The following is a 22,453-nucleotide window of genomic DNA, read 5'->3' as shown; positions in this document are numbered from 1 at the left end:
ATGGCGCTGCTGCGCTATAGGCGGGCCAGGCCTCTACGAGACCCCGATCGCGCTGGAATTGAGTACCTCCCGACCTGAACGCGCGCATCGCTCACGCAGGCGGTCGGCGGCGCACCAGCGTCACGCCAAGCCCGCCCGCTCCGATGAGCAGCATCGCAACGACGGCGAGCCAGCCGTTCGCCCATCCGGTGGAAGCGATCGGCGGCTGCGCGTCGGCATCGACGAGGAGCGTCGCCGTCGCCGTCACGCCCTCGGCACCGGTCGCCGATGCCGACGCCGAGTTCGTCACGGGCCCGTCTGCGCCATCGGCGACTCGGGTGCCCAGCACGATCGTCGACGTCTCCCCGGGAGCGAGAGCGCCGACCTCGCAGGTCACCGTCGCGGTCGAAACGGTGCAGCCGGACGGGGCCGCGGTGAGCACGAGGCCGTCGGGCAGCGTGTCGGTGACCACGGTCTCGTCGGCGACCGACGGGCCCCCGTTGCCGACGACGAGGGTCCAGTCGACGGACGCGCCGGGGCGCGCGGCGTCGACCGACGCGACCTTGGTGAGCGAGAGCGTCGACTGCCGCACGATCACGAGCGTCGACTCGTCGGCGTTGTTCTCGGTGACCATGTCGGGGGTGTCCGACTCGACGGTCGCGACGTTCGTGATCTCCGTTCCGTCGGGCAGCGCCGGATCGGTACCGGTCGACATGGTGATCGTGATGGACTCGCCCGGCAGGAGCTGTGGGATGGTGCACTCGAACCTGATGCCCTCGACGGGGCAGTCAGGTGCACCCTTGAGGCCGCGCTGGAGGCCGCCGCCCAGGAGGCCGTCGGCAGGCCCCACGTCGGAGAACCGAACGCCGAGCGCCGATGACGGGCCCGTGTTCGAGACGACGATGGTGTAGACCGCCTCCTCGCCCGCGGCGATCGGTGACGTCACTCGCTTCTCGATCGACACGTCAGCCTGCGACTGCACGAGCGTGGTGACGGAGGCGGGCGGCTCGAAGCCGATGTCCGTCTGGTCCGCGACGCCCGCCGCCGCGTTCACGATGAGCGAGCCCGGCGCGATGCTCGGGTCGAAGCGCACCACGACGGTGAACGTCGCGGAGTCGCCGACCCCGAGCTCGTCGACGCGGCAGCGCACCTCGTTCTGACCGGGATCTGAGAGCGTGCAGGCCGGGTCGGATGCGTCGGCGTCGAACGTGAGCGACGGGTCGAGACGGTCGACGACCTCGACGTTCGTCGCGGTCGAGGGGCCCGAGTTCGCGACCCCGAGGACGTAGCTGCCGTCGGTGCCCGCGATGACCTCGGCGGGCCCCGACTTCGACGGTGTGAGGTGCACGAGGGCGGCGATGACCGCGAGCGCGTTCGCCGTGTTGTCGTCGGGATCGTCGTCGGGCGTCGACGAGGTCACCCTCGCGGTGTTGCCGACCGTCACCGATGCCTGGCCGTGGGGCACCGCGCTCGGCGAGGTCGAGGTGACGATCGTGACGATCGTCTGCCCGTTGGGCGCCAGATCGGCGAGCTCGCAGGTCACCACGAGTGCGTCTGCGGAGCAGACCGTGCCGTCGTCGGCGACGCCGCTCACGAAGCCGAGCGAGGGGGCGAGCGTGTCGGTGAGCACGAGGTCGGCGGCCGCCGACGGACCGGCGTTCGAGACGGTCAGCGTCCACGTGAGGTTCTGCCCGGCGATCGCCGGGCCGCCGGTCTTCTCGAGCGAGACCGCCGCCTCGGGCACCACCGTGCTGTCGGTCGTCGCGGTCGCGCCGTCGGGGTCGTCCTCGGTGCCGACGGCGGTCGCGGTGTTGGTGACGACGCCGTCGAACGTCGGGTCGGTGGATGCCGCGATGCCGATGACCCGGCTCTCGCCGACGGCGAGCGCGCCCACCGGGCAGGAGACGACCTGACCGGCGACGGAGCACCCCGCCGTGCTGGGGCCGGCGAAGAAGGTGAGGCCCGACGGCAGCGTGTCAGCCACCACGACGTCGTTCGCGGTCGACGGGCCGGTGTTGCCGACGACGAGGGTGTACAGCACGACGTCGCCCGCGCGAACCGGCTCGGGTGCGGCCGTCTTCATCAGCGTCAGGTCGGCGACCCGGCTCACGTCGACCTGCGCCTCATCACTCGGGTCCTCGCCCTGCGGGTTCAGCACCGTCGCGCGGTTGACGAGCGGGCCGGCCGGGCGGTCGGCGCTGACCGTGCCGCTCACGGTGATCGTGACGGTGCCGTCGGGAGGCAGCGTGCCGAGGTCGCACGTGAGGGTCGCGACCTCGCACGTCGCCCCGTCTCCGGACATCGCGGTGATCGTGTACCCGGCGTCGGGCGTCTCGATCATGACCGGGCCGTCCGAGACCGACGGTCCCTCGTTCGCCACGACGACGGTCCAGTCGAGCGGGGCGCCCGCGACGACGGGATCGGTCATCGGGGTCTTCACGACGGTGAAGGTCGACTCGCGGATGACCTGCGTGGTCTCATCGGCAGTCACCGTTGCGCCGGTGGCATCGGTCGCGCTCGCCGTGTTCTGCAGCGTCGTGCCGGTGGCGAGAGCCGGGTCGAGCGTACCGGAGACGGTTACGACGAGCGGGCTCGTGCCGTCGGGGTCGGCTGGGACGGTGCCGAAGGAGCAGTCCAGTTCGCCGTCGGTGATCGAGCAGGGATCGCCGGCGGGCTGGGAGACGATGACCGGATCGCGCAGTTCGGTCGGCAGCGTGTCGGTGAGCGTCGCGTCGACGGCGTCGGAGGGACCGCGGTTGATGAGGGTGAACGTGTAGCCGAAGCCTGCGCCGGCGACACCGGTCGGTGCAGAGTCCTCCTTGTGCAACTCGAGGCCCGACTCGACCGCGACGTTCACGGAGTCGTCGGCGGTGTTGTCGTCGGGCGTCGCCTCGGGCTCTGCCGAGGTCGCGGTGACCGTGTTGGAGACCGGGCCCGCAGGCAGCGAGGACGCGAGCGTGCCCGTCAGCCGCACGGCCGCCGTCTCCCCGGGCTGCAACTCGGTGATCGTGCAGGCCACCGAAGCGGCATCCACCGTGCAATCGGCGGTGGGGCCCGCGGTCGAGGCCGCCGCCGTCCAGGTGACTCCGGCGGGGGCCGGGTCGGTCAGCTTCACCTCGGTCGCGAGCGAGGGACCCCGGTTGGTCACCGTGACGTCGTAATCGATGGCACCTCCGGCGACGACCACCCCGCCGACGGTGGTCTTCGACGCCACGAGGTCGACGAGTCGCGAGACGTCGGCCGTCGAGGTCGACGTGTTGTCGGCGGGCGCCGGGTCGGGCTCGTCCGAGGCGACGGTGGCCGTATTCGCGATCGACATGCCGGCGGGCGTGTCGGCCGGAAGGGTGAAGCCGATCACGAAGCGGAGCGTCGAGGTCGGGGCGAGGGTGGCCGAGGTGCACATGACGTCGGCGCCGACGAGCGAGCAGGCGGGCGAGGAGACGAGCGGGTCGAACGTGAGCCCGGCCGGCACGGGGTCGGTGACCACGACGTTCGTCGCCGACGACGGCCCGGCGTTCGTCACATCGAGGGTGTACACGGCGGGATACCCCGCCACCAGCCCGCTCGAGAGAGCCTTGAGGATCGCGAGGTTCGCGGAGCGGCTCACGGTGTTGGACGCCGTCGCGATGTTGTTGTCCGTCACCGTCTCGATCTGCGGCGTCGTCACCGCTGCCGAGTTCACGAGCACCGTGCCCGCCGCCGCGCCAGGGGCGACCGTCGCCTGCAGGGTGACCACGGTGGATGCTCCGGCTGCGAGCACCCCGCTGCAACGCGGCGAAGGCGTGATCGTGCAGCCCGATCCCGTGATCGAGGTCGCGGTCACGCCGACGGGCAGCGAGTCGACGAGCGTGTAATTCGCCGACGACGGGCCGGCGTTGTGCACGGTCATCGTGTACGTCGTGACGGCGCCGGCGGCGACGGTCGTGGGACTTGCCGACTTCGTGACCGACACGTCCACCCGTCGTTCGACGGTGAAGTTCGCGGTCGACGAGTTGTTCGACAGGTTGCCGTCCTGCACGTCGCCCGAGACGACCGCGGTGTTGCTGAACGTGCCGCTTGTCGTGCCGGCCGCGGTGAACGCGATCTGGAAGGACGCGCTCGCCCCCGGTGCGAGGGACGCGACGCTGCAGCGCACCTGGCCCGAGAGCACGAAGCAGGTCGGCGAACTCGCGGACGCTGAGAACGTCATCCCCGGCGGGACCGTGTCGGTGACCTGGACGTTCGGGGCGGTGCCGGGGCCCGCGTTCGTCGCGACCACGTCGAACACGATGGGCGCGCCCCCGGCCACCACGGTCGGCGTCGCGGTCGTCTTGGCCACGCTGAGGTCGGAGACGGCGAGCACCGTGATCGGCGCGGCATTCGTGGTGCCCGACACGTCGAAGTCGGGCGACGTTCCGCTTGCATCGATCGTGTAGGTCCCGGGTATGGTGCCGGCGGCGACGCCGAAATGCACCGAGATCAAGCCGTTCGGCGGCACGGTGAACGGTCCGCTGAAGGTGAGCGTGTTGCCCGACACGACCGGATCGGACGTCGTGAACCCCGTCGTGGAGCCCGGCGTATAGGCGAATCCGTCGGGCAGCGTCACCGTCAGCTCGTCGAGCACGCCGCTCGTCGCATTGGGATTGCTCACCCGCAGGGTGTAGCCGTCGGCGGCGCCAGGGAGCACCGACGCGACGTCGGCCGTCGCGGTGATCGTCATCGGCACGACGCCCGCCGGCGAGAAGGCGGTGGTCCACTCGAAGACGCTCGTGCCGCCCGGCGCGATGTTCAGCGGCCATGAGATGCCGATGCCGTTGTCGATGTAGCTGTTGCAGGCGCACGTGTCCGGGAACGGCTGCTGCGCGCCGATGCGCGACCACACCGAGGAGTAGCCGGCCTGATAGAAGTTGTTGCCGCCCGTGCGAGGGATGAGCTGTTCGAGGCGGCTGCCGGGCAGGGTGGAGGTCGCGCACGCCGGCGACGTGCCGAAGATCTTGCCGTAGCCGAGGTCGGAGTTCTGCAGGTAGCAGTCGCCTGCGGTGTAGATCGTGCCGAGCTGCTGCACGGCCGTGGGGTTCGCGATCGAGAGCGAGGTGTCGTAGAACTCGTTGCCGACGACGTACCGGTCGGTCTGGGTGAGCTCGACCCCGGTGGTGCTGCGCACGACCGTGACGACGGTGTACGGGTCGCCCACGGTGCCGCTACCGGTCGTCGCCGTCTGGCTCACCATCAGCCATCGGGTGCGGGGGGACGCGCCGCCGCCCGCCGGCACGTCCTGGGGGCCGAAGAGCGTGCCGTTCAGCGAGGCGAACGTGCCGCACGCGGTGCCGCCATACCACTCGGGCGACGAGTCGAGCACGTGGTTCACGGCGCAGTTGAGGTCGGGCCCGACCACGATGCTCGACAGCGGCCCGGGTGAGGTGATCGTGGTCGCCTGGGCCGGTGGGGCCTGCGGCACCAGCACCAGTGTGAGCGCGACCAGCGCGGTCGCGACAATTCCGACGGTCCTCTTGAGCCACTCGCGCATCGTGCCCCCCGGCCTCGTGCACAGACGATCTGCCATCTGAATACCACAGACACCGACGTCGCCGCACCATCGAGTTCGACATCGGCGAACCCCCCGATTGGGGGTCGCGCATGGGCGCACGCAATCCGCTCCCGCTGCTGCGCGTGCAGTTCGGGTGTGGCGGCAGGGTCACTCTGGTGCATGGTGGCTCCTTTCGGAGGGGTCAGCTGGCGAGCTCGTCGATCCAGCTCGAACGCATCCGCAGGGCTCGCTCCGCGCTGCCGAGGGCAGCGGCGAGACCGACGAGCAGATTGAGCTGGAGCGGGAGTCGGATGGGAGAGGTGAAGGTGCCGATCGAGTCGGCGATCAGAGGGATCTTCGAGAGCGCCTCGATGATCTGAGGGACCTCGACGGTGAGGCCGCCCACGACGAACACGACGGAGACGATGCCGATCACGCGGCTCACTCCGGGGTGCCGCTCGTGCAAGCGGGCGCGACGCCCTTCGGTGGATCGAGGATCGGGCGACAGCTGCTGCTCCACACCGTCTGCCCGCACATAGTGGCACCGTTTGAGCCCGAACCCGGTGATCGCCACCTCGATGTGTCCGCCTGGCACCGCGAAGCGCGTGGGCATCTTCGCGTAGGACCGCAAGGCTCCGTCGACGTAGAGACGGGCGCGGATCTCGCCGTCGGTCATATCCCCGGCGTGACGGACGTCGACCGTGTACGTCGATGTCGTGCCGTCGGCTGAGCGCAGCGTGATGGATCGGAGAGACCTGCCGAACATCTGCCACCAGCGATAGCGGCGCAGCGGTTCTCCGGAGCCGACACGGACTCGACGGTTGCGCCAGTTCTTTCCCGCCATCATCCCGACCTCCAGAAATCTAATACAGTGTGATAGCTTTCGACGGGCTAAACTAGCACACTGTTATAGACGGATGGCTCGTGAGGGAAAAAGTGGACGAAGCATCGAAGGAACCGGGAACGCGGGCGAAGATCCTCATCGCCGCGGCAACCATGCTGGGCGAGAACCCCACAGCACGTTTGAGCGTGAGAGCAGTGGCAGCCCGCGCTCAGGTGAGCACGGGATCGCTCCGCCACTTCTTCCCGACACAGCGGGAACTCATCGAGACGGTGGTGGCCGCGATGTACGACCTGGAGATCCCCGATGATCCGATCAATGATCATTCCTTGACGGCGGAGGAACGACTCATCGGATGCTTGCAACTGATCCTCCGTGAAGTCGGCGTGGGCGAGAGGGCCCGGAAGCAGTGGGGGGCGCTCTACGAGGCGTATGTGGCCACGGCTCCGTCGGAAGACGAAACAGCCACGTACCTCGCCCTGGACCGCATGGGGCGACATCGGATCTCGCAGTGGCTGACCACCTTGATCGACGAGGGAGCGATCCCCGGCGGTCGGGTCGAGGAGCGAGCGCGGTTCCTCGCGACCATGCTGGCGGGGCTCATGACCGAACGTGCGCTGCCCTCCGACGCGGTGGGCGTCGACGCCGAGATGGCGAGTCTGCGGCTCGCCGTCCACGCGGTCATGAGCGAGTGGCCCGTCGCAGGATGATCGTCGCCCGCACTCCCTCGACCACCTCACGCTCGTCGGCACACGCTTCGCCGACCTCGTCTTCGCGCCCACCGGGGCGTTCGGAGGCGCGTGAGGGCATGCGCCGAAATCTGGCCTTCGGCCTCTGCTGCCTGCTCGCCGGCTTCGCGCTCACGGGCTGCGTGGGCGCGCCTCCGCCTGCCGCGGAGTCCGCCCCGGCGTCTCCCACGGCCCGTGCGACCTCATCGAACCTCGACGCGCTCGTGGCAGACGAACTCGCGGGCCTCGAGCGGGAGTATGACGCGACTGTCGGCGTCATGGCGGTCGACACCGGAACCGGCGAATCCGTCTCGTACGGCGAGGACCGTCGCTTCGGCTTCGCCTCCACCATCAAGGCCTTCGCCGCGGCAGCCTTCCTCCAGTCCGTGTCGGGCGCAGCCCGCGATGAGACCGTGCGGTGGACGGCAGAAGAAGCCGCCGCCGCCGGCCACGCACCCGTGACCTCGCAGTACGTCGACGACGGCCTGACCTACGCGCAGCTCGCCGAAGCCGCCGTGCGAGTCAGCGACAACGCGGCTCTCAATCTCATCCTTGACCGGATCGGCGGTCCCGCAGCCCTCGACGATGCACTCGCCGAGCTGGGCGATGCCACCACGGAGGTCGTGAACGACGAGCCGACCCTCAACACGATCGAACCGGGCAGCACCGAGGACACCACGACCGCTGCCGCCTTCACGGCCTCGCTCGCGAGGATCCTGGACGGCTCCACATTGTCCGCTGCGGACACGGCACTGCTCGTCGACTGGATGAGCGACAACCGCACCGGAGACGCCCTCATCCGCGCCGGGGCACCAGCCGGCTGGACGGTCGCCGATAAATCCGGAGGCGCAGGTCCGATCCGCAACGACATCGCCCTCGTCACGCCGCCCGGAGAAGACCCCATCATCATCACGGTGCTGACGTCGCGGAACGACCCAGATGCAGACTTCGACAACGCACTCGTGGCCGGAGCCGCATCCATCGCCCTGCACGCACTCGACCGCAGCAACTGAGGAGAAGAGTGTCGCACAGCGGTCGGGTCACCTAGCCAGACCTCACGCATGTAGCACCGAAATGGCGACGAGCTTCTAGCACAGTGTGATAGCTTGGACTCCCTTGTCGCTATCACGCTGTACTAGTTTGGATAGGAATCACCCATGACCACCACCGCGCCGAACTGGCTCCTCCAGTTGGACGACCCCGTCCCAACCCCTCGGGTTCCCTCTGGCGTCGAATACCACCGCGTCTATGCTGGCGAGAAGCGCCGGATCCTCCGCGGCATCCTCGCGATCATCCTGGTGTTCGTCGGGCTGGTCGCCTTCGCGCTATTGTTCGCGCTCGGGGCACGCCTTGTCGACACGGAGTTCCTGGGGCGCTCTGGATTCACGCCGCTCCAGCAGGCCGCAGGTGCACTGTCACTCGCCGTGCTCATCCCCTACTGCATGCTGTTGCAGCGCCTGCTCTATGGAGTCCCCTTCCGGTCGATGCACTCCGTAGCCGGGCGCTTCCGATACGGCGTGCTCGGACGAGCACTGCTCGCGTTCGGCCCGGTGCTGCTCATCGTCGTCGCCTTCGGCTTCCTTCTGGCGCCCGTCGATCAGGTGCCCTGGTCGATATTCGACCTCGTCGCCTATTTCGTGATCGGCATGGTGCTTACACCACTCGCGGCAGCAGGCGAAGAGTACGGCTTCCGCGGGTTGATGTTCCGCATCGTCGGCGGATGGACGAGAGGCGCGCGCCTCGGCGCGGTGATCGGCATCGTCATCCCCACGGTCCTCTTCTCCCTCTTCCACGGCTCGCTCGACCCGTACATCCTCACCTCCTACCTCGTGCTGTTCGGATCCTTGGCGATCGTCACCTGGCGCACCGGCGGACTCGAGACCGCGATCGTCCTCCACGTCGTGTACAACGTGGCGCCCTCGTGCTCGGTACGACCCTGCACGTCGATCTCGGCGGCGCACTCAACAGCCGCGGAGAGATCGCCGGGTCCGTCACCACCCTCATCCCCGGCGCAGCACTGATCCTGATCACCGCTGCCGTCTGGTGGATCACGCGGAGGACCGGTCCCGCACGCACCCCGGCGCTGAACGGCTCAGCCGACCGTTCGTCGTGATCGTCACGATGCCCTCGGATGCGGCCCGCTCGCAGCCGAGGGCATCACGCGTCTCGGAGCATGCCTTCGACGGCTGCCACGACCGCGCGCCGATGCGCCGCGATCCGGCGGGGATCGTCGTGCGCACCCTCAAGCCCCGTGAGGCCGGTCGGAGAGAGCTGCCAGGCCTGCGCGATCGCGTAGATGAAGACCAGGACATCGACCGGCGACAGAGCGCCCGGGCTCGACACCCGAACCCCGTCCACCTTGGCGGAATACACGTCGCTGGGCTCAGACAGCGCGGAAGGTCGCTCCAGCCGTGCCCACATGCTCAGGCGGAGAATGTCAGGACGTTCCTGGTGGTGGTCGAACACTCTCCCCGCCCATTCGGCCAGGTCGTCGGGATCCGGAGGCACCTCGTTCGCGAGCGTGCGCAACGCGGTCTCGAGTGCGGCATCGAAAAGACCGCTCTTGCCCCCGAAGTACGCGTAGATCATCCGCACGTTGCTCCCGGCGCCCCGCGCGATCCGCTCGACCCGGCCACCGGCGAAACCGTGCCCGGCGAACTCCTCGATGGCCGCGGCCAGGATCCGTGACCGGGTGGCTTCCGCGTCTCTCATGCGCTGCCCTTCGACTTGACGCTCTCCGACTGCGCTTCTAGGTTATCAGTAAGTAGTTATTTACTTATCTAGGAGTCAGCATGGATCATCCAGAGATCGCCGTCGTCACCGGCGCAGGCCGAGGGCTGGGGCGAGCGACCGCGCTGGCCCTCGCCGAGAACGGATACCGCGTCGTCGTGGCGACCCGCTCCGCGGCGTCGGCTGACGCCGTCGTGAGCCGCATCGAGGAAGCCGGCGGCGAGGCGCTGCCGCTCCAATTGGACATCGGGGACCCGCGGTCCATCGACTCCGCGACGACGACACTTCTCACCGCCGTCGCTGCGACGTGGTCGGGTTCCCCCTCTCGGTGCTCGTCAACAACGCGGGGATCGGGCACTTCGCGCCGCTGGGTGAGGTGCGGGCCGCCGACTTCGACGACACGTTCGCCGTCAACGTCCGCGGGCCGTTCCTCTTGATCCAGGCACTCGCACCGCACCTCGCCGAAGGCGGACGGGTGGTGAACCTGTCGAGCTCGCTGAGTCGGCATGTGAGTCCCGCCACCGCCGTCTTTGCGGCATCCAAGGCGGCCGTCGAAGCCCTGTCGCGGAGTCTCGCGCTCGAGCTCGGACGACGCGGCATCCGCATCAACACGATCGCCCCGGTCCGACGGCGACTGACTTCAATGGCGGCGCCATGCGCGACGACGCCGAACTGCGCGCCGGACTGAGCCAGCAGACCGCGCTCGGCAGGGTCGGCGAACCGGCGGAGATCGCCGATGCCGTCGTCGCGCTCGTCGCGCCCGGCATGCGGTGGGTTACAGGTGAGCGCCTCGAGGTCTCCGGTGGAGTCCTCCTGTGAGCACGATCGCCGCCTTCGGCTCGTTGCGGATCACATGAACCAGCGCCATGCCGTGGCCTCGCGTCACGTTACCGCTGAGCTCCTACCACGGGCACTCCGGACAAGACGAAGGCCCCGATTTCCCAGTGTTTCCAGGGGACTCGAGGCCTTCGTGGTGGCGGTGACGGTGGGATTTGAACCCCTATCGCAGGTCAATGGATGCCGGGTCGACACGCTAGATCGGCATGATTCCGCGGAAGTTGGGCACATGTGCGCACACCCGAAAACAGGCTCCCGCAGGAATTCCGTTACCGCTGCGTTACCGCTGACCACCGGTCTACGGATCGTTCTTCAACGCTTCAGCGACCCGCTGCGCGAAGCCCGGAGCGCCACTCCGCGAGAGCCGCTCGAGCAGTCGGGCGACTTCCACGGGCGGCTGCCGCATGGCGGCCGCCTGTTCCGTGACGATCCGACATGCCCCGCTCGGCGAGAGGTCGAACTGGTCGAGGAGGAATGCGTCGGTTCTGATGGCCTCGAGCCCCAGGGGCGCGAGCACGGATGCTGGAAAGTCCTTCACATTCTCAGTGACGATCAGGTCGGCTCTGCCGAGGAGGGCAGCAGCCACAACGTGGGCATCGTTCGGGTCCGGCAGTTCGATTCCCTGAGCGAGCGGCTCCCACCCTTCCACGAGAGCATCATCAAAGGCTTCATTCATCGATCGGAAACGGCTCTGGAATCGACTCGCGTCGACATCTGGATGTATGCGTTCGAGAGCCCTGAGGGCTTCGTCGAGCACGTTCTGCGACCAGACCGGGCGGAAGGCTCCAGCGTCAGCCATGCGGAGCATGGTGTCGCACGGCGCCAGCGGCACGATCACACATGCGTCGAGCAATGCCGTGAACCGCGCCACCGCTACGACTGCTTCCGCGCCTGAGCCAATGCCTCCTTGTAGGCGTCCGCATCGACGTCATACAGACCGTCTTCGTCCGCTTGTCGGGTGAGCTCGTCCAAGCGGCTCCGCCTGTCAGCGCGCTTTCGGTCGCGGTATGCGAGGACATCGTGCAGTCGCAATCGCCTGTGCCTGGACTCGCCGAATCGCTCGAATGGCAGCTCGTGCTCATCAAGCAGCCGGACCAGCGTGCTACGGCTAATGCCGAGCAGTGTGGCTGCTTGCTGAGTCGTCAGTTGCCGATCGATGGGTTCGACGCTGACAGCCTCGCCGCGCTCCATCGCCGACACCACCTGCCGAAGCACGTCGTACGCCACCATCGGGAGCGGGATCTGCTCGCCGTCGGGACCGAGCAGCAGCGCAGGAGCGGTGTGATGCTCCAGGAATCGCCCGAGTTCAAGCATCTCGCTGAGGTCGTTAGGCGGGTCGACGACCAACGGATCTCTTGTTCGTACGGATGCAGTGCTCATGCCTCTATATTCGCTCAAATCATCCAAATCCGCCATATCCTTCAGCACATTGGCGGGAAGCGGGTCCGACTTCGCCTGGACGACAGACCCGCCCATGAGCGAGATCGGAACGAGTAAGGATCAATTACAGCGAGCTACATATAGCTATCGGCAGTACTGGGTGTACTATCGCTGATGTATTCGCAACCCGCTGATACAGAACCAGCCTCCCTGACGCGAGACCGTAGGAAGTGACTCGTCGGGGAGGCCGATCAAGGAGAAACTCTATGGCAGACACCCTGAATCTCGACATCAGTGACCTCACTCCGGAGGAGGTCGGCCGTGTGCTGGCTCTCGTGCGCTCGATGCGCGACGAATCCGTTCCGCACGCGGAGAGCACCGACGACTCGTCATGGGCGGAGGCCGCCTCCACCGGCTGGACTCTGGACCTGGTCCTAGTGCTCCGCGAGATGCTCCGGCGTCGCGGCAACGACGTGCAGCTCGAGGCGTTCAACCAGGCGATTCGGAACGGCGGCGAGATCAGCCGCGAGGATATCTTTCGGATCGGGAACTACGAGCCCAAGCGGCAGTTGAAGAACTGGACCAAGCCCCTGCGGACGATCACGAGCGAGCTCGTGGAGCGTGGAAGCCTCCCGGAGGACGCCGAGTTCCCGATGGAGGCCGACTACACCGAGGGTTCCGGCTACCGCCAGGCGCACCTCTTCCGAGTGGCCCCGGAGATCGTCAAGATCGTGAAGGAGGCGATGTGCGACGACTGCTGGAAGCTGGTCGACACAGGAACGAAGGGCCGCAACGTCCCGCCGCACGCACGCCTCGAGCGTGTCGGGAACTTCCGACAGTTCGGCGGCTCCGGCATGGTCGCGGACGAGCAGGACTACCACTGCACCGCCTGCGGCAAGGATTGGATGCACGAGACAGGCAACTCGGGCATGGGCTGGGTGGAGACGTCGCACTGACTCCCAAGTCCTAGGCACGGACGGTCGAAGACCCCACGGCACGCACGGCCGTGGGGTCTTCTGCCGCCGGCCCTGGAAGACACCAGGTTAGTGGAGAGCTACGACGCGAGTGAGGCTGATCGCTGGCCGTCCAGCGCCACAGCCACGGAATCGAGATCGTCCTCGAAGAGTTCGGCATAAGTATCGAGCGTCATCGCCGCGCTCGCATGCCCCAGCATCCGCTGAACCGCCTTGACGTTGGCTCCGGCGCTGATCGCGAGCGACGCGGCGGTGTGACGCAGGTCATGCGGAGTGACTCGCGGCATGATCGGCGGCGCTGCCTCTCCACGATCTTGCGCCTCCTCCGCCGCCTTGGCATCCTCCGTGCGGATCCGCTTCACCGCGCCCGCGAACCATCCGGATACAGCGTTGCCGGGGCGGAGATATCCCCCGAACTCCGCAGGCCAGAGCAGATCCTCAGACGTCCGGCCTTTCACCGCGTCACGCACGCACTTGTCCAAGAATGCCGGGTAGACGACCGCGCGCCGCTCATGCGTCTTCGGCGTGCCGACCTGCACGTGGCCGTTGACCTCGACGGCGTTCTCTTCGATCAGCACCCTGCGTCGCTTGAGGTCGACGTTCCGGACTCGGATCCCGGTGACTTCGCCCCAGCGCAGGCCAGTGTACGCAGTGAAGCGGATGACATCGGGATAGCGGGATGCCGCCGCCAGACGCTCCACCTGTTTGTGACTGAGATACGGCTTCGGCTTCTTGGACCTCTTCGGCGTCTTTACTTCCCGCGCAGGGTTCGCAGGGATCCGCCGATCACGCACCGCGCCGTCGAGAATGGACGCCAGAACTCCGTGACACCGCTTCACCGTCGTCGGCGATTTGGTCGCGGCGAGTTCGGCGATCCATGCGGCGACCTCGGTGTGCCGGATCGAGCCGACACGTCGAGTTCCCCACCTGGGCTACCTGGCTCCGACGACGACGGGTTGTTTGCCGGCCCCTCCGTCGTTGATATCTTGGCTGGTCAGCGCTCCAGCGGCGCGACGCTCGTGCTCCTTCCGTCGGGCTATGTCGAAGCCGGAGATGTGGAGACCCTTCGCGCGATCGTGGACGCGGCAAATGAGATCAGCGGTGATGACGTCGCGCTTCCCCTCTACCTCTCGACGAGCTGGCTGCGGCCCGAGCACGAACAGTTCCTGCTCGCCGTGATTGCCCTGAGCTCGCACCCCGTCCTGGTGTCGTTCGGTTCCTCCACGAACCCTTTGGACTCCAAGCGGAAGCTCGCGATCTATCGCCGGCTCGTCACCGGGTCCGGGGCGTTCAGCTGGCGGACGGATCTCGCCGGCCTGGATGCCCTCGCTCACGGCGCGCTCGGCACCGCGATCGGCACCGGCCCCGGCCTTCGCCGGTTCACACCTCCCAAGGACAAGGGGAAGGCTCGCCGCCCCGACGACCCCACGCCATACGTGCTGAACCCCGGGCACATGCACTGGATGAAGACGGGGGCAATGCGCGAAGAACTCTACGTCGGGGCACCGGCACCCACATGCGGTTGCCGGGAGTGCGGCGGTCAGCGCATCGACCGCTTCACTGAATCGCAAGCGGCGGCCGCTTCACGTCACAACCACGCGATCATCGACGAGTACGCACAATCGTTGCTGTCGGCAGCGCCGAGCGAGCGGCCCTCGCTCTGGCGGAGCATGGCCCAGGATGCACTGGTGGCTCACGAAGCGACGAGCGCCGTCGTCGGGCGCCCATGGAATGCACCGAACGACGTCTCTACCTTCGCCGGAGACTAGGCCGACGGAAGCTCAGCAAGCACCCGGCGGATGAAACTTCGCCTGGGCCCCTGGTCGTCGGCGATATCGACGGCTGGCGCCGGCATGACCTCACGACGCCGATCCGCAGATTCGAGGATGAGTCCGAACCCGTAGTACGACGCAAGCACGCGTGCCCACGCATCCTCGTCTTCGCTGAGAACCGGCAACACAAGCGTCCGCCGACAGTAGCCCGCGAACTTCGACACCGCACGCACGCCCTGCTCGAGGGTCTTCGCTCGGGTCTCGATGCGTACATCCGGTGACTCGGCGGAGTCAAGAGTCACGATGCACGTGACATTCACCCCGCGCAACCGGGTCTCGAAGGTCTGCGCCTCGATCTCAAACATGTCGCCGCCGTACCTCACTCCCGAGACGATATCAGGATGCTCGCACCGGGGTCCGACATGAACACGGCCGCGACGAGGACCCAACCGGCGCGTCGCGTCTGACTCGATCTCAACGTCACGGTTTCGTCGATCGAGAAGGTATCGCGTGGCCTGTGGGTAGCTTCGGACCGAGGCTGAGCGCGAACCTCGTGGCGACGCCGAGCGGGTAAGGCCGCGGCGACCGAGCCGCCAATAGGATCGCGAGGGAGGCATCGTTCCATCTGCTAGGAGATCGGCAAGCCGAGCGTCTGGTTTGCGACCGCTTCTGTGTCTGATGCCGCTGATGAGATTCGAGTATGAAGGCGGAAAATCCATGGCGAGGCTGAACCTCAAGGCGGTCGAAGAGCGTGTCGCCCCGCTGGCCAGTCGCGAACGCTACGACCGCGACTTCATCTTCGACCTGCTCCTTGTCTATGGCAAGCCTCAGAGCAGCGTCACACGCCTGCGCAACGGCGATCTGAATGTAGCCGCAGACCCGTCGAGTGAAGTCGCGCAGAAGAAGGTCGTCTACTTCAAAGAGACCACCGGCGACCCCCTCGAGGTTCTTGAGGAGCTGAAGACCTCGCCAAACGTGGTGCGCTTCAGCACGCGCTTCGTGATCGTCACCGACTACGCCGAACTGGTCGCGCACGACACGCAGACTGGCGAGACCATCGGCTTCCCGATCCGCGAGGTCGACCAGCATTTCACGTTTTTCCTTCCATGGGCGGGGATGGAGAAGGCGCAGTACGTCGCCGAGGCACACGCCGATGTCAAGGCCGCCGAGCGCATGGGCAAGCTCTTTGACGAACTGCTGCAGGCGAACCCCGGCCTTCTTGAGCAGCCGCACGGCCGGCACGCGCTGAACCTGTTCTTCACGCGCCTGCTGTTCTGCTTCTTCGCCGAGGACACGGGGATCTTCGCAGAGAACCAGTTCACCAACGCCGTTGGTTCACACACCTTGGCCGACGGCTCGGATACCGCCGAGTTCCTGACGGACCTATTCGCTGCGCTAGATACTGCGAACCCCGCGGACAAGCCGAGTCACCTCGCGGCGTTCCCTTACGTCAACGGTCGACTCTTCACGTTGTCGCCGGACCACGTGGTGCCCACGTTCACGAAGACCGCGCGCGAGGAGCTCATCAACGCCGGCAAGCTGATATGGCGCGAGATCAACCCCGATATTTTCGGCTCGATGTTCCAGGCAATCGTCACACCTGGCAAGCGCAGCGACCTCGGCCAGCACTACACCTCCGTCCCGAACATCCTGAAGACGATCGAGCCGCTGTTCCTGAACGCCTTGAAGGACGAACTGGATGAGGCATACGACAGCGAGCGCCGGCTCGCGAGACTGCTCGAGCGGATCAGCACGATCAAGGTGTTCGACCCCGCATGTGGCTCAGGTAACTTCCTGGTCATCGCATACAAGGAGCTACGCCGGCTCGAGCACGCCATCCTCGAGCGGCTGGCCGAGCTGCGCGGGGACCACCAGGGACAACTGCTGGGATCGCGAATCAACGTCGAGAAATTCTTTGGCATCGAGATCGACGACTTCGCTGTCGAGGTCGCGATCCTCTCTCTGTGGATCGCCAAGCATCAGATGAACGTTGAGTTCCGTGAGAAGTTCGGCATTGATCTCCCTCTGATTCCGCTTAGAGAGACCGGCCAGATCAAGCAGGGCAACGCGACTCGCATCGACTGGAACGACGTCTGTCCAAACGACGGCGGCGAGATCTACCTGATCGGCAACCCGCCATACGCCGGTGCGAAGACGCAAACGAAGGATCAGAAGGCGGACTACGGATTCGTCTTCGGTCGCCGTCCCCACTCCAAGAACCTCGACTACATCGCACTCTGGTTCATCAAAGGGTCTGACTACATCGAGGGCACGCGCGCCGAACTCGCATTCGTGACGACCAACTCGGTCGCGCAGGGCGAGCATGTCGGGCTGATGTTCCCAATGATCTTCGCCAAGGGCATCGAGATCGGATTCGCGTACACCTCGTTCAAATGGGGAAACAACGCGAAGCGCAATGCTGGAGTAACCGTCGTGGTCATCGGCCTCCGAACAGTCCGAGCTGGAGACAAGTATCTCTTCACTGACGACCTCCGAATCGCCGCCACGAATATCAATGGATACCTCACCGAGGGTGCCAACGTCGTCATGGAACGGCGCAAGACCCCTCTGGGAGCGGCGCGACCCGACATGGTTTTCGGCTCCATGCCGCGTGACGGCGGAGGCCTGATTATCTCCCCCACCGAGCGTGAGGACATGCTCGCGGCCGATCCGCGAGCCGACGAGTTCATCAAGCGCTATATGGGTTCATCCGAGGCCATTAACGACGGGGAGAGATACTGCCTCTGGATCGAGGACCGGCAGGCTGCGTCTGCTCGTTCGATTCCGGCGATCGCAGCAAGGCTGCAAAAGGTCGCCGAGGAGCGCTCGGAGAGCAAGGCAGCGAGCACGGCGTCGTTTGCCGCGCAGCCTCACAGGTTCGTTCAGATCAGCTACAAGCCGACCGAATCGATCATCGTTCCGCGTGTTTCCTCGGAAAGACGCGTGTACGTGCCGATGGGGTATCTCGGTACCGACACGGTGATCTCAGACGCGGCATTCGCCGTCTATGACGCGCAGCCATGGGTATTCGGCCTGCTCACCTCCGCGATGCACATGGCTTGGACAAAGGCAGTGGGAGGTCAGCTGGAGACCCGGCTCCGCTACTCGAACACCATCGTCTACAACAACTTCCCAGTCCCATCGTTCTCGGACGGTGTCAAGGAAGAGCTAACCCTCGCGGCGCTGCGCGTTCTGGACGTGCGGGAGTATCACTGTGAGCTGACGCTCGGGGAACTGTACGACCCGGACAAAATGCCGAACGACCTTCGCAAGGCGCACGCCGCGGTGGATGCGTTGGTCGATTCGATCTACTCGAAAAAGCCGTACGAGACCGACGAGCAGCGCCTGTCAGACCTGTTCGCGATGCACGAGCGCATGACCGCTGACGAGGCCGCGAAGGCCCCGGCAAAGAAGACCAGGGGGATCCGGAAGTGAACGCAATCAAGAAGCCCGTCAACATCGTCAACGTCACCTACGCCCAGACCAGAGAGTCGGTGAACACCGACAAGCTCGGCATGCGCGAGATGCAGCAGCGCGTCTTCGAGCAGCGCGACGCCCAGCACCTGCTAGTGAAGGCCCCGCCGGCCTCGGGCAAGTCGCGCGCGCTGATGTTTGTAGCGCTCGACAAGCTCTACAACCAGGGCCGCAAGAAGGTCATCGTGGCTGTGCCGGAGCGCTCCATCGGCGCATCCTTCGCCCCAACGGCGCTGACGAAGCACGGCTTCTGGGCGGACTGGGAGATCAAGGAGTCGAACAACCTCTGCGACGCGGGGTCATCGGCCGGCAAAGTCGACGCTTTCATCAAGTTCCTCGAGGGCTCCGACGCGACGCTGGTGTGCACGCACGCGACGTTGCGCTTCGCCTTCGAGAAGCTCGCGCCCGAAGCCTTCAACGGCACAGTTCTCGCGATCGACGAGTTCCACCACGTCTCCGCTGACACGGAGAGCTCGCGCCTCGGTGCGCTGCTGCGCGACGTGATGAACGGTTCTGACGTGCACATCGTCGCGATGACGGGCTCGTACTTCCGCGGGGACTCGGTGCCGGTGCTCTCACCTGAGGACGAGGCGAAGTTCACGCCCGTGACCTTCAACTATTACGACCAGCTCAACGGCTACGAGCACCTGCGCTCGCTCGGCATCGGTCACCACTTCTACCAGGGCCGGTACACGGATGCGATCGGCGAGGTCCTCGACCTCGACAAGAAGACGATCGTGCACATCCCGAACGTCAACTCCGGCGAGTCCACGAAGGACAAGCTCGAGGAGGTGGGCTTCATCCTCGACACGATCGGGGAGGTCGTCGACGAAAACGAGGACACCGGAATCATCAGCGTGCGGCGGAATGATACCGGCGAGGTTGTGCGCGTCGCGGACCTCGTGGATGACACCGATCAGAAGAAGCGGGGCGACACGCTGCACTACCTGGCGCATACGGCCTCGAAGGACCGTGACGCGGTGGACGTGATCATCGCCCTCGGCATGGCGAAGGAGGGCTTCGATTGGCCCTTCGCCGAGCATGCCCTGACCGTCGGCTACCGGGCCTCGCTCACCGAAGTCATCCAAATCATCGGGCGGGTGACGCGCGACAGCCCCGGCAAGTCGCACGCGCAGTTCACGAACCTCATCGCTGAGCCGGACGCCTCGCAGGGCGAGGTCAAGGTATCGGTGAACAACATGCTCAAGGCCATCACCGCCTCGCTGCTCATGGAGCAGGTCCTCGCGCAGAACTTCCAGTTCAAGACCAAGAAGTTCGACGGCGACGACGTAGGGAAGCCCGGAGAGCTGAAGATCAAGGGTTACAAGGAACCCTCGACCGCGCGGGTGAAGCAGATCGTCGAGACGGACCTGAACGACCTTAAGGCGACGATTTTGCAGGACGACACTTTCGCGAAGGCCGCGGCCGGTTCTGTGGATCCCGAGACGACCAATAAGGTGCTGATCCCGAAGATCATCCGCGAGAAGTACCCGGACCTCACTGAGGCCGAGGTCGAGGAGGTTCGCCAGCAGGTCGTCGTCGACTCGGTGATCAAAACTGGCGAGGTGCGCGAGGTTGGCGACAAGCGCTTCATTAAGCTCGCCGAGAAGTTCGTGAACATCGACGAGCTGAGCATCAACCTCATCGATTCCGTGAACCCCTTCCAGCGGGCCTTCGAAGTCATGTCCAAATCGGTCACACCCTCGGTGCTGAAGATCATCCAGGACCAGATCGCTGCGACCCGAATTGAGTTCACCGAGGAGGAGGCGCTGGCGCTGTTCCCGAAGATCCAGAATTGGGTAAAGGTGAACGGGCGCCGTCCAGACGTGCGCGCGGAAGACCCGAACGAGAAGCACCTCGCCGCGGCACTGCTCTTCCTGCAGAAGCTCAAGCAGCAGCGCGAGGCCGAGAGACGCGCAACGGAAATGGTGACCGACGCATGAGTACGAACGATGGCATTGGTCCCGTCGACTTCATAGTTCCCGATTTCCAGGCAGTTCTCGACGCCGACATCGATGGCCTTCTCGACGCACCGGAGAAGCCTCAGAAGGTAACGTCATCCGATCGGCTCGAACGTGCGTTCCTCGAGATCGTCGAGTTCTACCGGGTACATGGCAGAGTGCCGAGCTCGTCAACCCGCGAGATCGCGGAGCGCAAACTAGGCGCTCGGCTCGACGGCTTCCTTGCCAGCGACGAGCGGGCAGCTGCCGTCAAGCATCTGGACGAGTTCGGTCTGCTCGAGGCACCGCAAGCGCCGGCATCAATCGACGAGCTCCTCGAGGGTGACGACCTCGACGACCTGCTCGGCGACGACAGCGGCATCCTCGATGTCTCCGATCTGCCCGTTATGAAGCGTCCCGAGTCGCCGGACTCTGTTGCCCAGCGGGTTAAGTCTGAGGACTTCGAGCTCTATGCGCCACTGTTCAAGGCGAAGCATGCGGAGCTGGCCGATGGCACGTTCCAGCTGATGCCGTTCACCGGCCTGGACCTCATCCGCGAGGGCGCCTTCTTCGTCCTCAACGGCGTCATGTGTTTCGTCGCCGAGGTCGGGGAGGACGTGGACCTCGTCGTCGGTGGCAAGCCGAAACAGAAGCAGCGGCTGAAGGTCGTGTTCGAGAACGGCACAGAGTCAGCGATGTACAAGCAGAGCCTGATGACCCGCATGTACGAGGCGCAGGGCGAGGTGCTCGCACGCACAGGATATGACGTGGCCGACATCCTCGACGGGGACGTGGAGAGCGGCCACATCTACGTGCTTCAGTCGCTCAGCGCCGACCCGCTGATCGCAAACATGACCGACCTGCACAAGATCGGCTTCTCTACGACGAGCGTCGAGCAGCGCATCAAGAACGCGGCGAAATCACCGACCTACTTGATGGCGCCAGTCAAAGTGCTGGCGGACTACCGGCTGTACAACATCAAGGCGTCGTGGCTTGAGCACCTGATTCACAGAGTTTTCGCTGAGGTGCGCCTAGATCTCACCCAGGTCGACAAGAAGGGGCGCGACTACGACCCCTCGGAGTGGTTCGTAGTGCCGCTTGCCACGATCAACAAGGCCATCGCGATGATCATGTCAGGCGAGATCACCGACTACATCTACGACAGGATGCAGCAGAAGCTGGTGGAGCGGAGCAGTGATGACGGTTGAGATGGGCCTCTGGCGCGCCGAGGGCAGAACGCTCAGTCGGATTGTTCCGACCTCAATCGGACTGGAGTCCCAGCTCGAGGGCTACATCGAGTCCGATCCGTCGATGCTCGGTGAGGTGCTGTTGATTATCGGCCGTCAGGTTGCCACGGCCTATGGCGGATACATCGATCTCCTCGCTCTCGACGAGACCGCCGCGGTGCACGTCATCGAACTGAAGCGCGACAAGACTCCGCGTGACGTCACAGCCCAAGCACTGGACTATGGCTCCTGGGTGGCCGGACTCGGTCGCGCCGATATCCAGGCAATTTTCGAGGCCTACAAGCCGGGCTCGGCGCTGGAAGAGGCGTTCGCCGAGTGCTTCAACGAGACCTTGCCCGAGGAGGTCAACGGTTCGCAGACCTTCACCATCGTCGCCGCGAACGTCGATGCAGCTACCGAGCGGATCGTAAGGTTCCTCAATGAGGGCTTCGGGGTGCCGATCAACGTCGTCTTCTTCCGTCATTTCGCGGACAACGGCGCGACGTACCTGGCCCGCACCTGGCTGGTCGAGCACGAGGGCCAACAGGCTGCTGCGGGCGTCTCAGCGCGTCAGACCAAGACCCGTGAGCCCTGGAACGGCAGCGACTGGTACGTCTCCTTCGGAGAAGATGGCGGTGTCCGCCAGTGGGCCGACGGCCTGAAGTACGGGTTCATTTCTGGCGGCGGTGGCAAGTGGTTCTCCCAGACGCTCAAGAACCTGCCGATCGACGCCCGAATCTTCGTGCATATCCCGAAGACCGGCTACGTCGGCGTCGGCACGGTCGTCGGCGAAGCTCGCCGGTTCGACCACACAATGGTCGAGGTCAACGGTGTCGCGACCCCGCTACACACTCTGCCCCTCGCCGGGAGCTACCGTCACGACGGCGATGTCGAGGACGAGAAGGCCGAATGGGCTGTCCCCATCGATTGGACGCACGCGGTCCCACGCGAGGAAGCGATATGGCGGAACGGTATGTTCGCCAATCAGAACACGGCCGCGAAGCTCCGTCAGAAGTTCACGATCGAACAGGTGACCGAGGCGTTCGGCCTTGACGACTGAGCTAAT

The 22,453-nt window shown here is 65.7% G+C and carries 17 protein-coding genes and 1 pseudogene; 11 read left to right on the top strand and 7 right to left on the bottom strand.

Features of this window, described 5'->3' with window-relative positions; genetic code table 11:
* Positions 1–91: 91 nt before the first annotated feature.
* Both M3147_RS12680 and M3147_RS12675 read right to left on the bottom strand, forming a co-directional pair.
* Complete coding sequence (locus tag M3147_RS12680) at positions 92–5,416, bottom strand: DUF11 domain-containing protein (protein ID WP_251203830.1); 5,325 nt, start codon at positions 5,414–5,416, stop codon at positions 92–94.
* 271 nt (positions 5,417–5,687) lie between these two features.
* The gene (locus M3147_RS12675) at positions 5,688–6,329 is read right to left on the bottom strand and encodes a hypothetical protein (RefSeq protein ID WP_251203829.1); all 642 of its coding nucleotides are present in this window, start codon (positions 6,327–6,329) and stop codon (positions 5,688–5,690) included.
* 92 nt (positions 6,330–6,421) lie between these two features.
* Here M3147_RS12675 and M3147_RS12670 point away from each other — a divergent pair, with 92 nt between their 5' ends.
* From M3147_RS12670 to M3147_RS12660, 3 genes are all read left to right on the top strand, one after another.
* Positions 6,422–7,036, top strand: a complete 615-nt coding sequence (locus tag M3147_RS12670; protein WP_251203828.1) for a TetR/AcrR family transcriptional regulator — start codon at positions 6,422–6,424, stop codon at positions 7,034–7,036.
* A gap of 98 nt (positions 7,037–7,134) precedes the next feature.
* Positions 7,135–8,067: a class A beta-lactamase gene (gene bla, locus M3147_RS12665; RefSeq protein WP_251203827.1), complete on the top strand. Its 933-nt coding sequence runs from the start codon at positions 7,135–7,137 to the stop codon at positions 8,065–8,067.
* A 144-nt stretch (positions 8,068–8,211) separates the two neighbouring features.
* Complete coding sequence (locus M3147_RS12660) at positions 8,212–9,075, top strand: CPBP family intramembrane glutamic endopeptidase (RefSeq protein WP_251203826.1); 864 nt, start codon at positions 8,212–8,214, stop codon at positions 9,073–9,075.
* Between the two features lie 136 nt (positions 9,076–9,211).
* On the opposite strand, the gene M3147_RS12655 is transcribed toward M3147_RS12660, so the two are convergent.
* Positions 9,212–9,766 (bottom strand): TetR family transcriptional regulator, encoded by a 555-nt coding sequence (locus tag M3147_RS12655; protein WP_251203825.1) that lies wholly within the window; start codon positions 9,764–9,766, stop codon positions 9,212–9,214.
* An 80-nt stretch (positions 9,767–9,846) separates the two neighbouring features.
* Here M3147_RS12655 and M3147_RS19640 point away from each other — a divergent pair, with 80 nt between their 5' ends.
* Entirely contained in the window at positions 9,847–10,221 is a 375-nt protein-coding gene (locus M3147_RS19640; RefSeq protein WP_285873825.1) for an SDR family NAD(P)-dependent oxidoreductase, read from the top strand.
* Positions 10,113–10,603: pseudogene (locus M3147_RS12645) on the top strand (SDR family NAD(P)-dependent oxidoreductase). The gene M3147_RS19640 and the pseudogene M3147_RS12645 overlap by 109 nt, the downstream one beginning before the upstream one ends.
* A gap of 316 nt (positions 10,604–10,919) precedes the next feature.
* Here the strand turns inward: M3147_RS12645 and M3147_RS12635 are convergent.
* Together M3147_RS12635 and M3147_RS12630 are read right to left on the bottom strand one after the other, a co-directional pair.
* Complete coding sequence (locus tag M3147_RS12635) at positions 10,920–11,492, bottom strand: PIN domain-containing protein (protein ID WP_251203822.1); 573 nt, start codon at positions 11,490–11,492, stop codon at positions 10,920–10,922.
* Between the two features lie 2 nt (positions 11,493–11,494).
* A complete protein-coding gene (locus M3147_RS12630) occupies positions 11,495–12,097 on the bottom strand; it encodes a helix-turn-helix domain-containing protein (protein WP_251203821.1) in 603 nt (200 codons plus the stop codon).
* A 170-nt stretch (positions 12,098–12,267) separates the two neighbouring features.
* Between M3147_RS12630 and M3147_RS12625 the strand changes: the two genes are divergently transcribed.
* A complete protein-coding gene (locus M3147_RS12625; RefSeq protein ID WP_251203820.1) occupies positions 12,268–12,957 on the top strand; it encodes a hypothetical protein in 690 nt (229 codons plus the stop codon).
* Positions 12,958–13,055: 98 nt separating this feature from the next.
* Here the strand turns inward: M3147_RS12625 and M3147_RS12620 are convergent, their stop codons facing one another.
* Positions 13,056–13,814, bottom strand: a complete 759-nt coding sequence (locus M3147_RS12620) for a tyrosine-type recombinase/integrase (RefSeq protein ID WP_251203819.1) — start codon at positions 13,812–13,814, stop codon at positions 13,056–13,058.
* A gap of 117 nt (positions 13,815–13,931) precedes the next feature.
* Here M3147_RS12620 and M3147_RS12615 point away from each other — a divergent pair, with 117 nt between their 5' ends.
* A complete protein-coding gene (locus tag M3147_RS12615) occupies positions 13,932–14,744 on the top strand; it encodes a hypothetical protein (RefSeq protein WP_251203818.1) in 813 nt (270 codons plus the stop codon).
* Here M3147_RS12615 and M3147_RS12610 read toward each other — a convergent pair.
* Positions 14,741–15,112 carry a hypothetical protein gene (locus tag M3147_RS12610; protein ID WP_251203817.1) on the bottom strand — a complete coding sequence of 124 codons (372 nt, stop codon included), beginning with the start codon at positions 15,110–15,112 and terminating at the stop codon, positions 14,741–14,743. The genes M3147_RS12615 and M3147_RS12610 overlap by 4 nt on opposite strands.
* A 322-nt stretch (positions 15,113–15,434) precedes the next feature.
* Here M3147_RS12610 and M3147_RS12605 point away from each other — a divergent pair, with 322 nt between their 5' ends.
* Genes M3147_RS12605 through M3147_RS12590 form a run of 4 tightly spaced genes read left to right on the top strand, consistent with a single transcriptional unit; the run spans position 15,435 to position 22,447 of the window.
* Positions 15,435–18,182 carry a DNA methyltransferase gene (locus M3147_RS12605; protein ID WP_251203816.1) on the top strand — a complete coding sequence of 916 codons (2,748 nt, stop codon included), beginning with the start codon at positions 15,435–15,437 and terminating at the stop codon, positions 18,180–18,182.
* Positions 18,179–20,164 (top strand): DEAD/DEAH box helicase, encoded by a 1,986-nt coding sequence (locus tag M3147_RS12600; protein ID WP_251203815.1) that lies wholly within the window; start codon positions 18,179–18,181, stop codon positions 20,162–20,164. The genes M3147_RS12605 and M3147_RS12600 overlap by 4 nt, the downstream gene beginning before the upstream one ends.
* On the top strand, positions 20,161–21,369 hold the full coding sequence (locus tag M3147_RS12595; RefSeq protein WP_251203814.1) for a GIY-YIG nuclease family protein: 1,209 nt from the start codon (positions 20,161–20,163) through the stop codon (positions 21,367–21,369). Before M3147_RS12600 ends, M3147_RS12595 begins: the two co-directional genes overlap by 4 nt.
* Positions 21,359–22,447 (top strand): hypothetical protein, encoded by a 1,089-nt coding sequence (locus tag M3147_RS12590; protein WP_251203813.1) that lies wholly within the window; start codon positions 21,359–21,361, stop codon positions 22,445–22,447. The genes M3147_RS12595 and M3147_RS12590 overlap by 11 nt, the downstream gene beginning before the upstream one ends.
* The last annotated feature ends 6 nt before the right edge of the window (positions 22,448–22,453 follow it).

It is taken from the genome of Agromyces mediolanus, assembly GCF_023715325.1.
Classification (GTDB): domain Bacteria; phylum Actinomycetota; class Actinomycetes; order Actinomycetales; family Microbacteriaceae; genus Agromyces; species Agromyces mediolanus_A.
The sequence above is the reverse complement of the archived record's forward strand: the minus strand, read 5'-3'. Positions and strand labels throughout refer to the sequence as shown.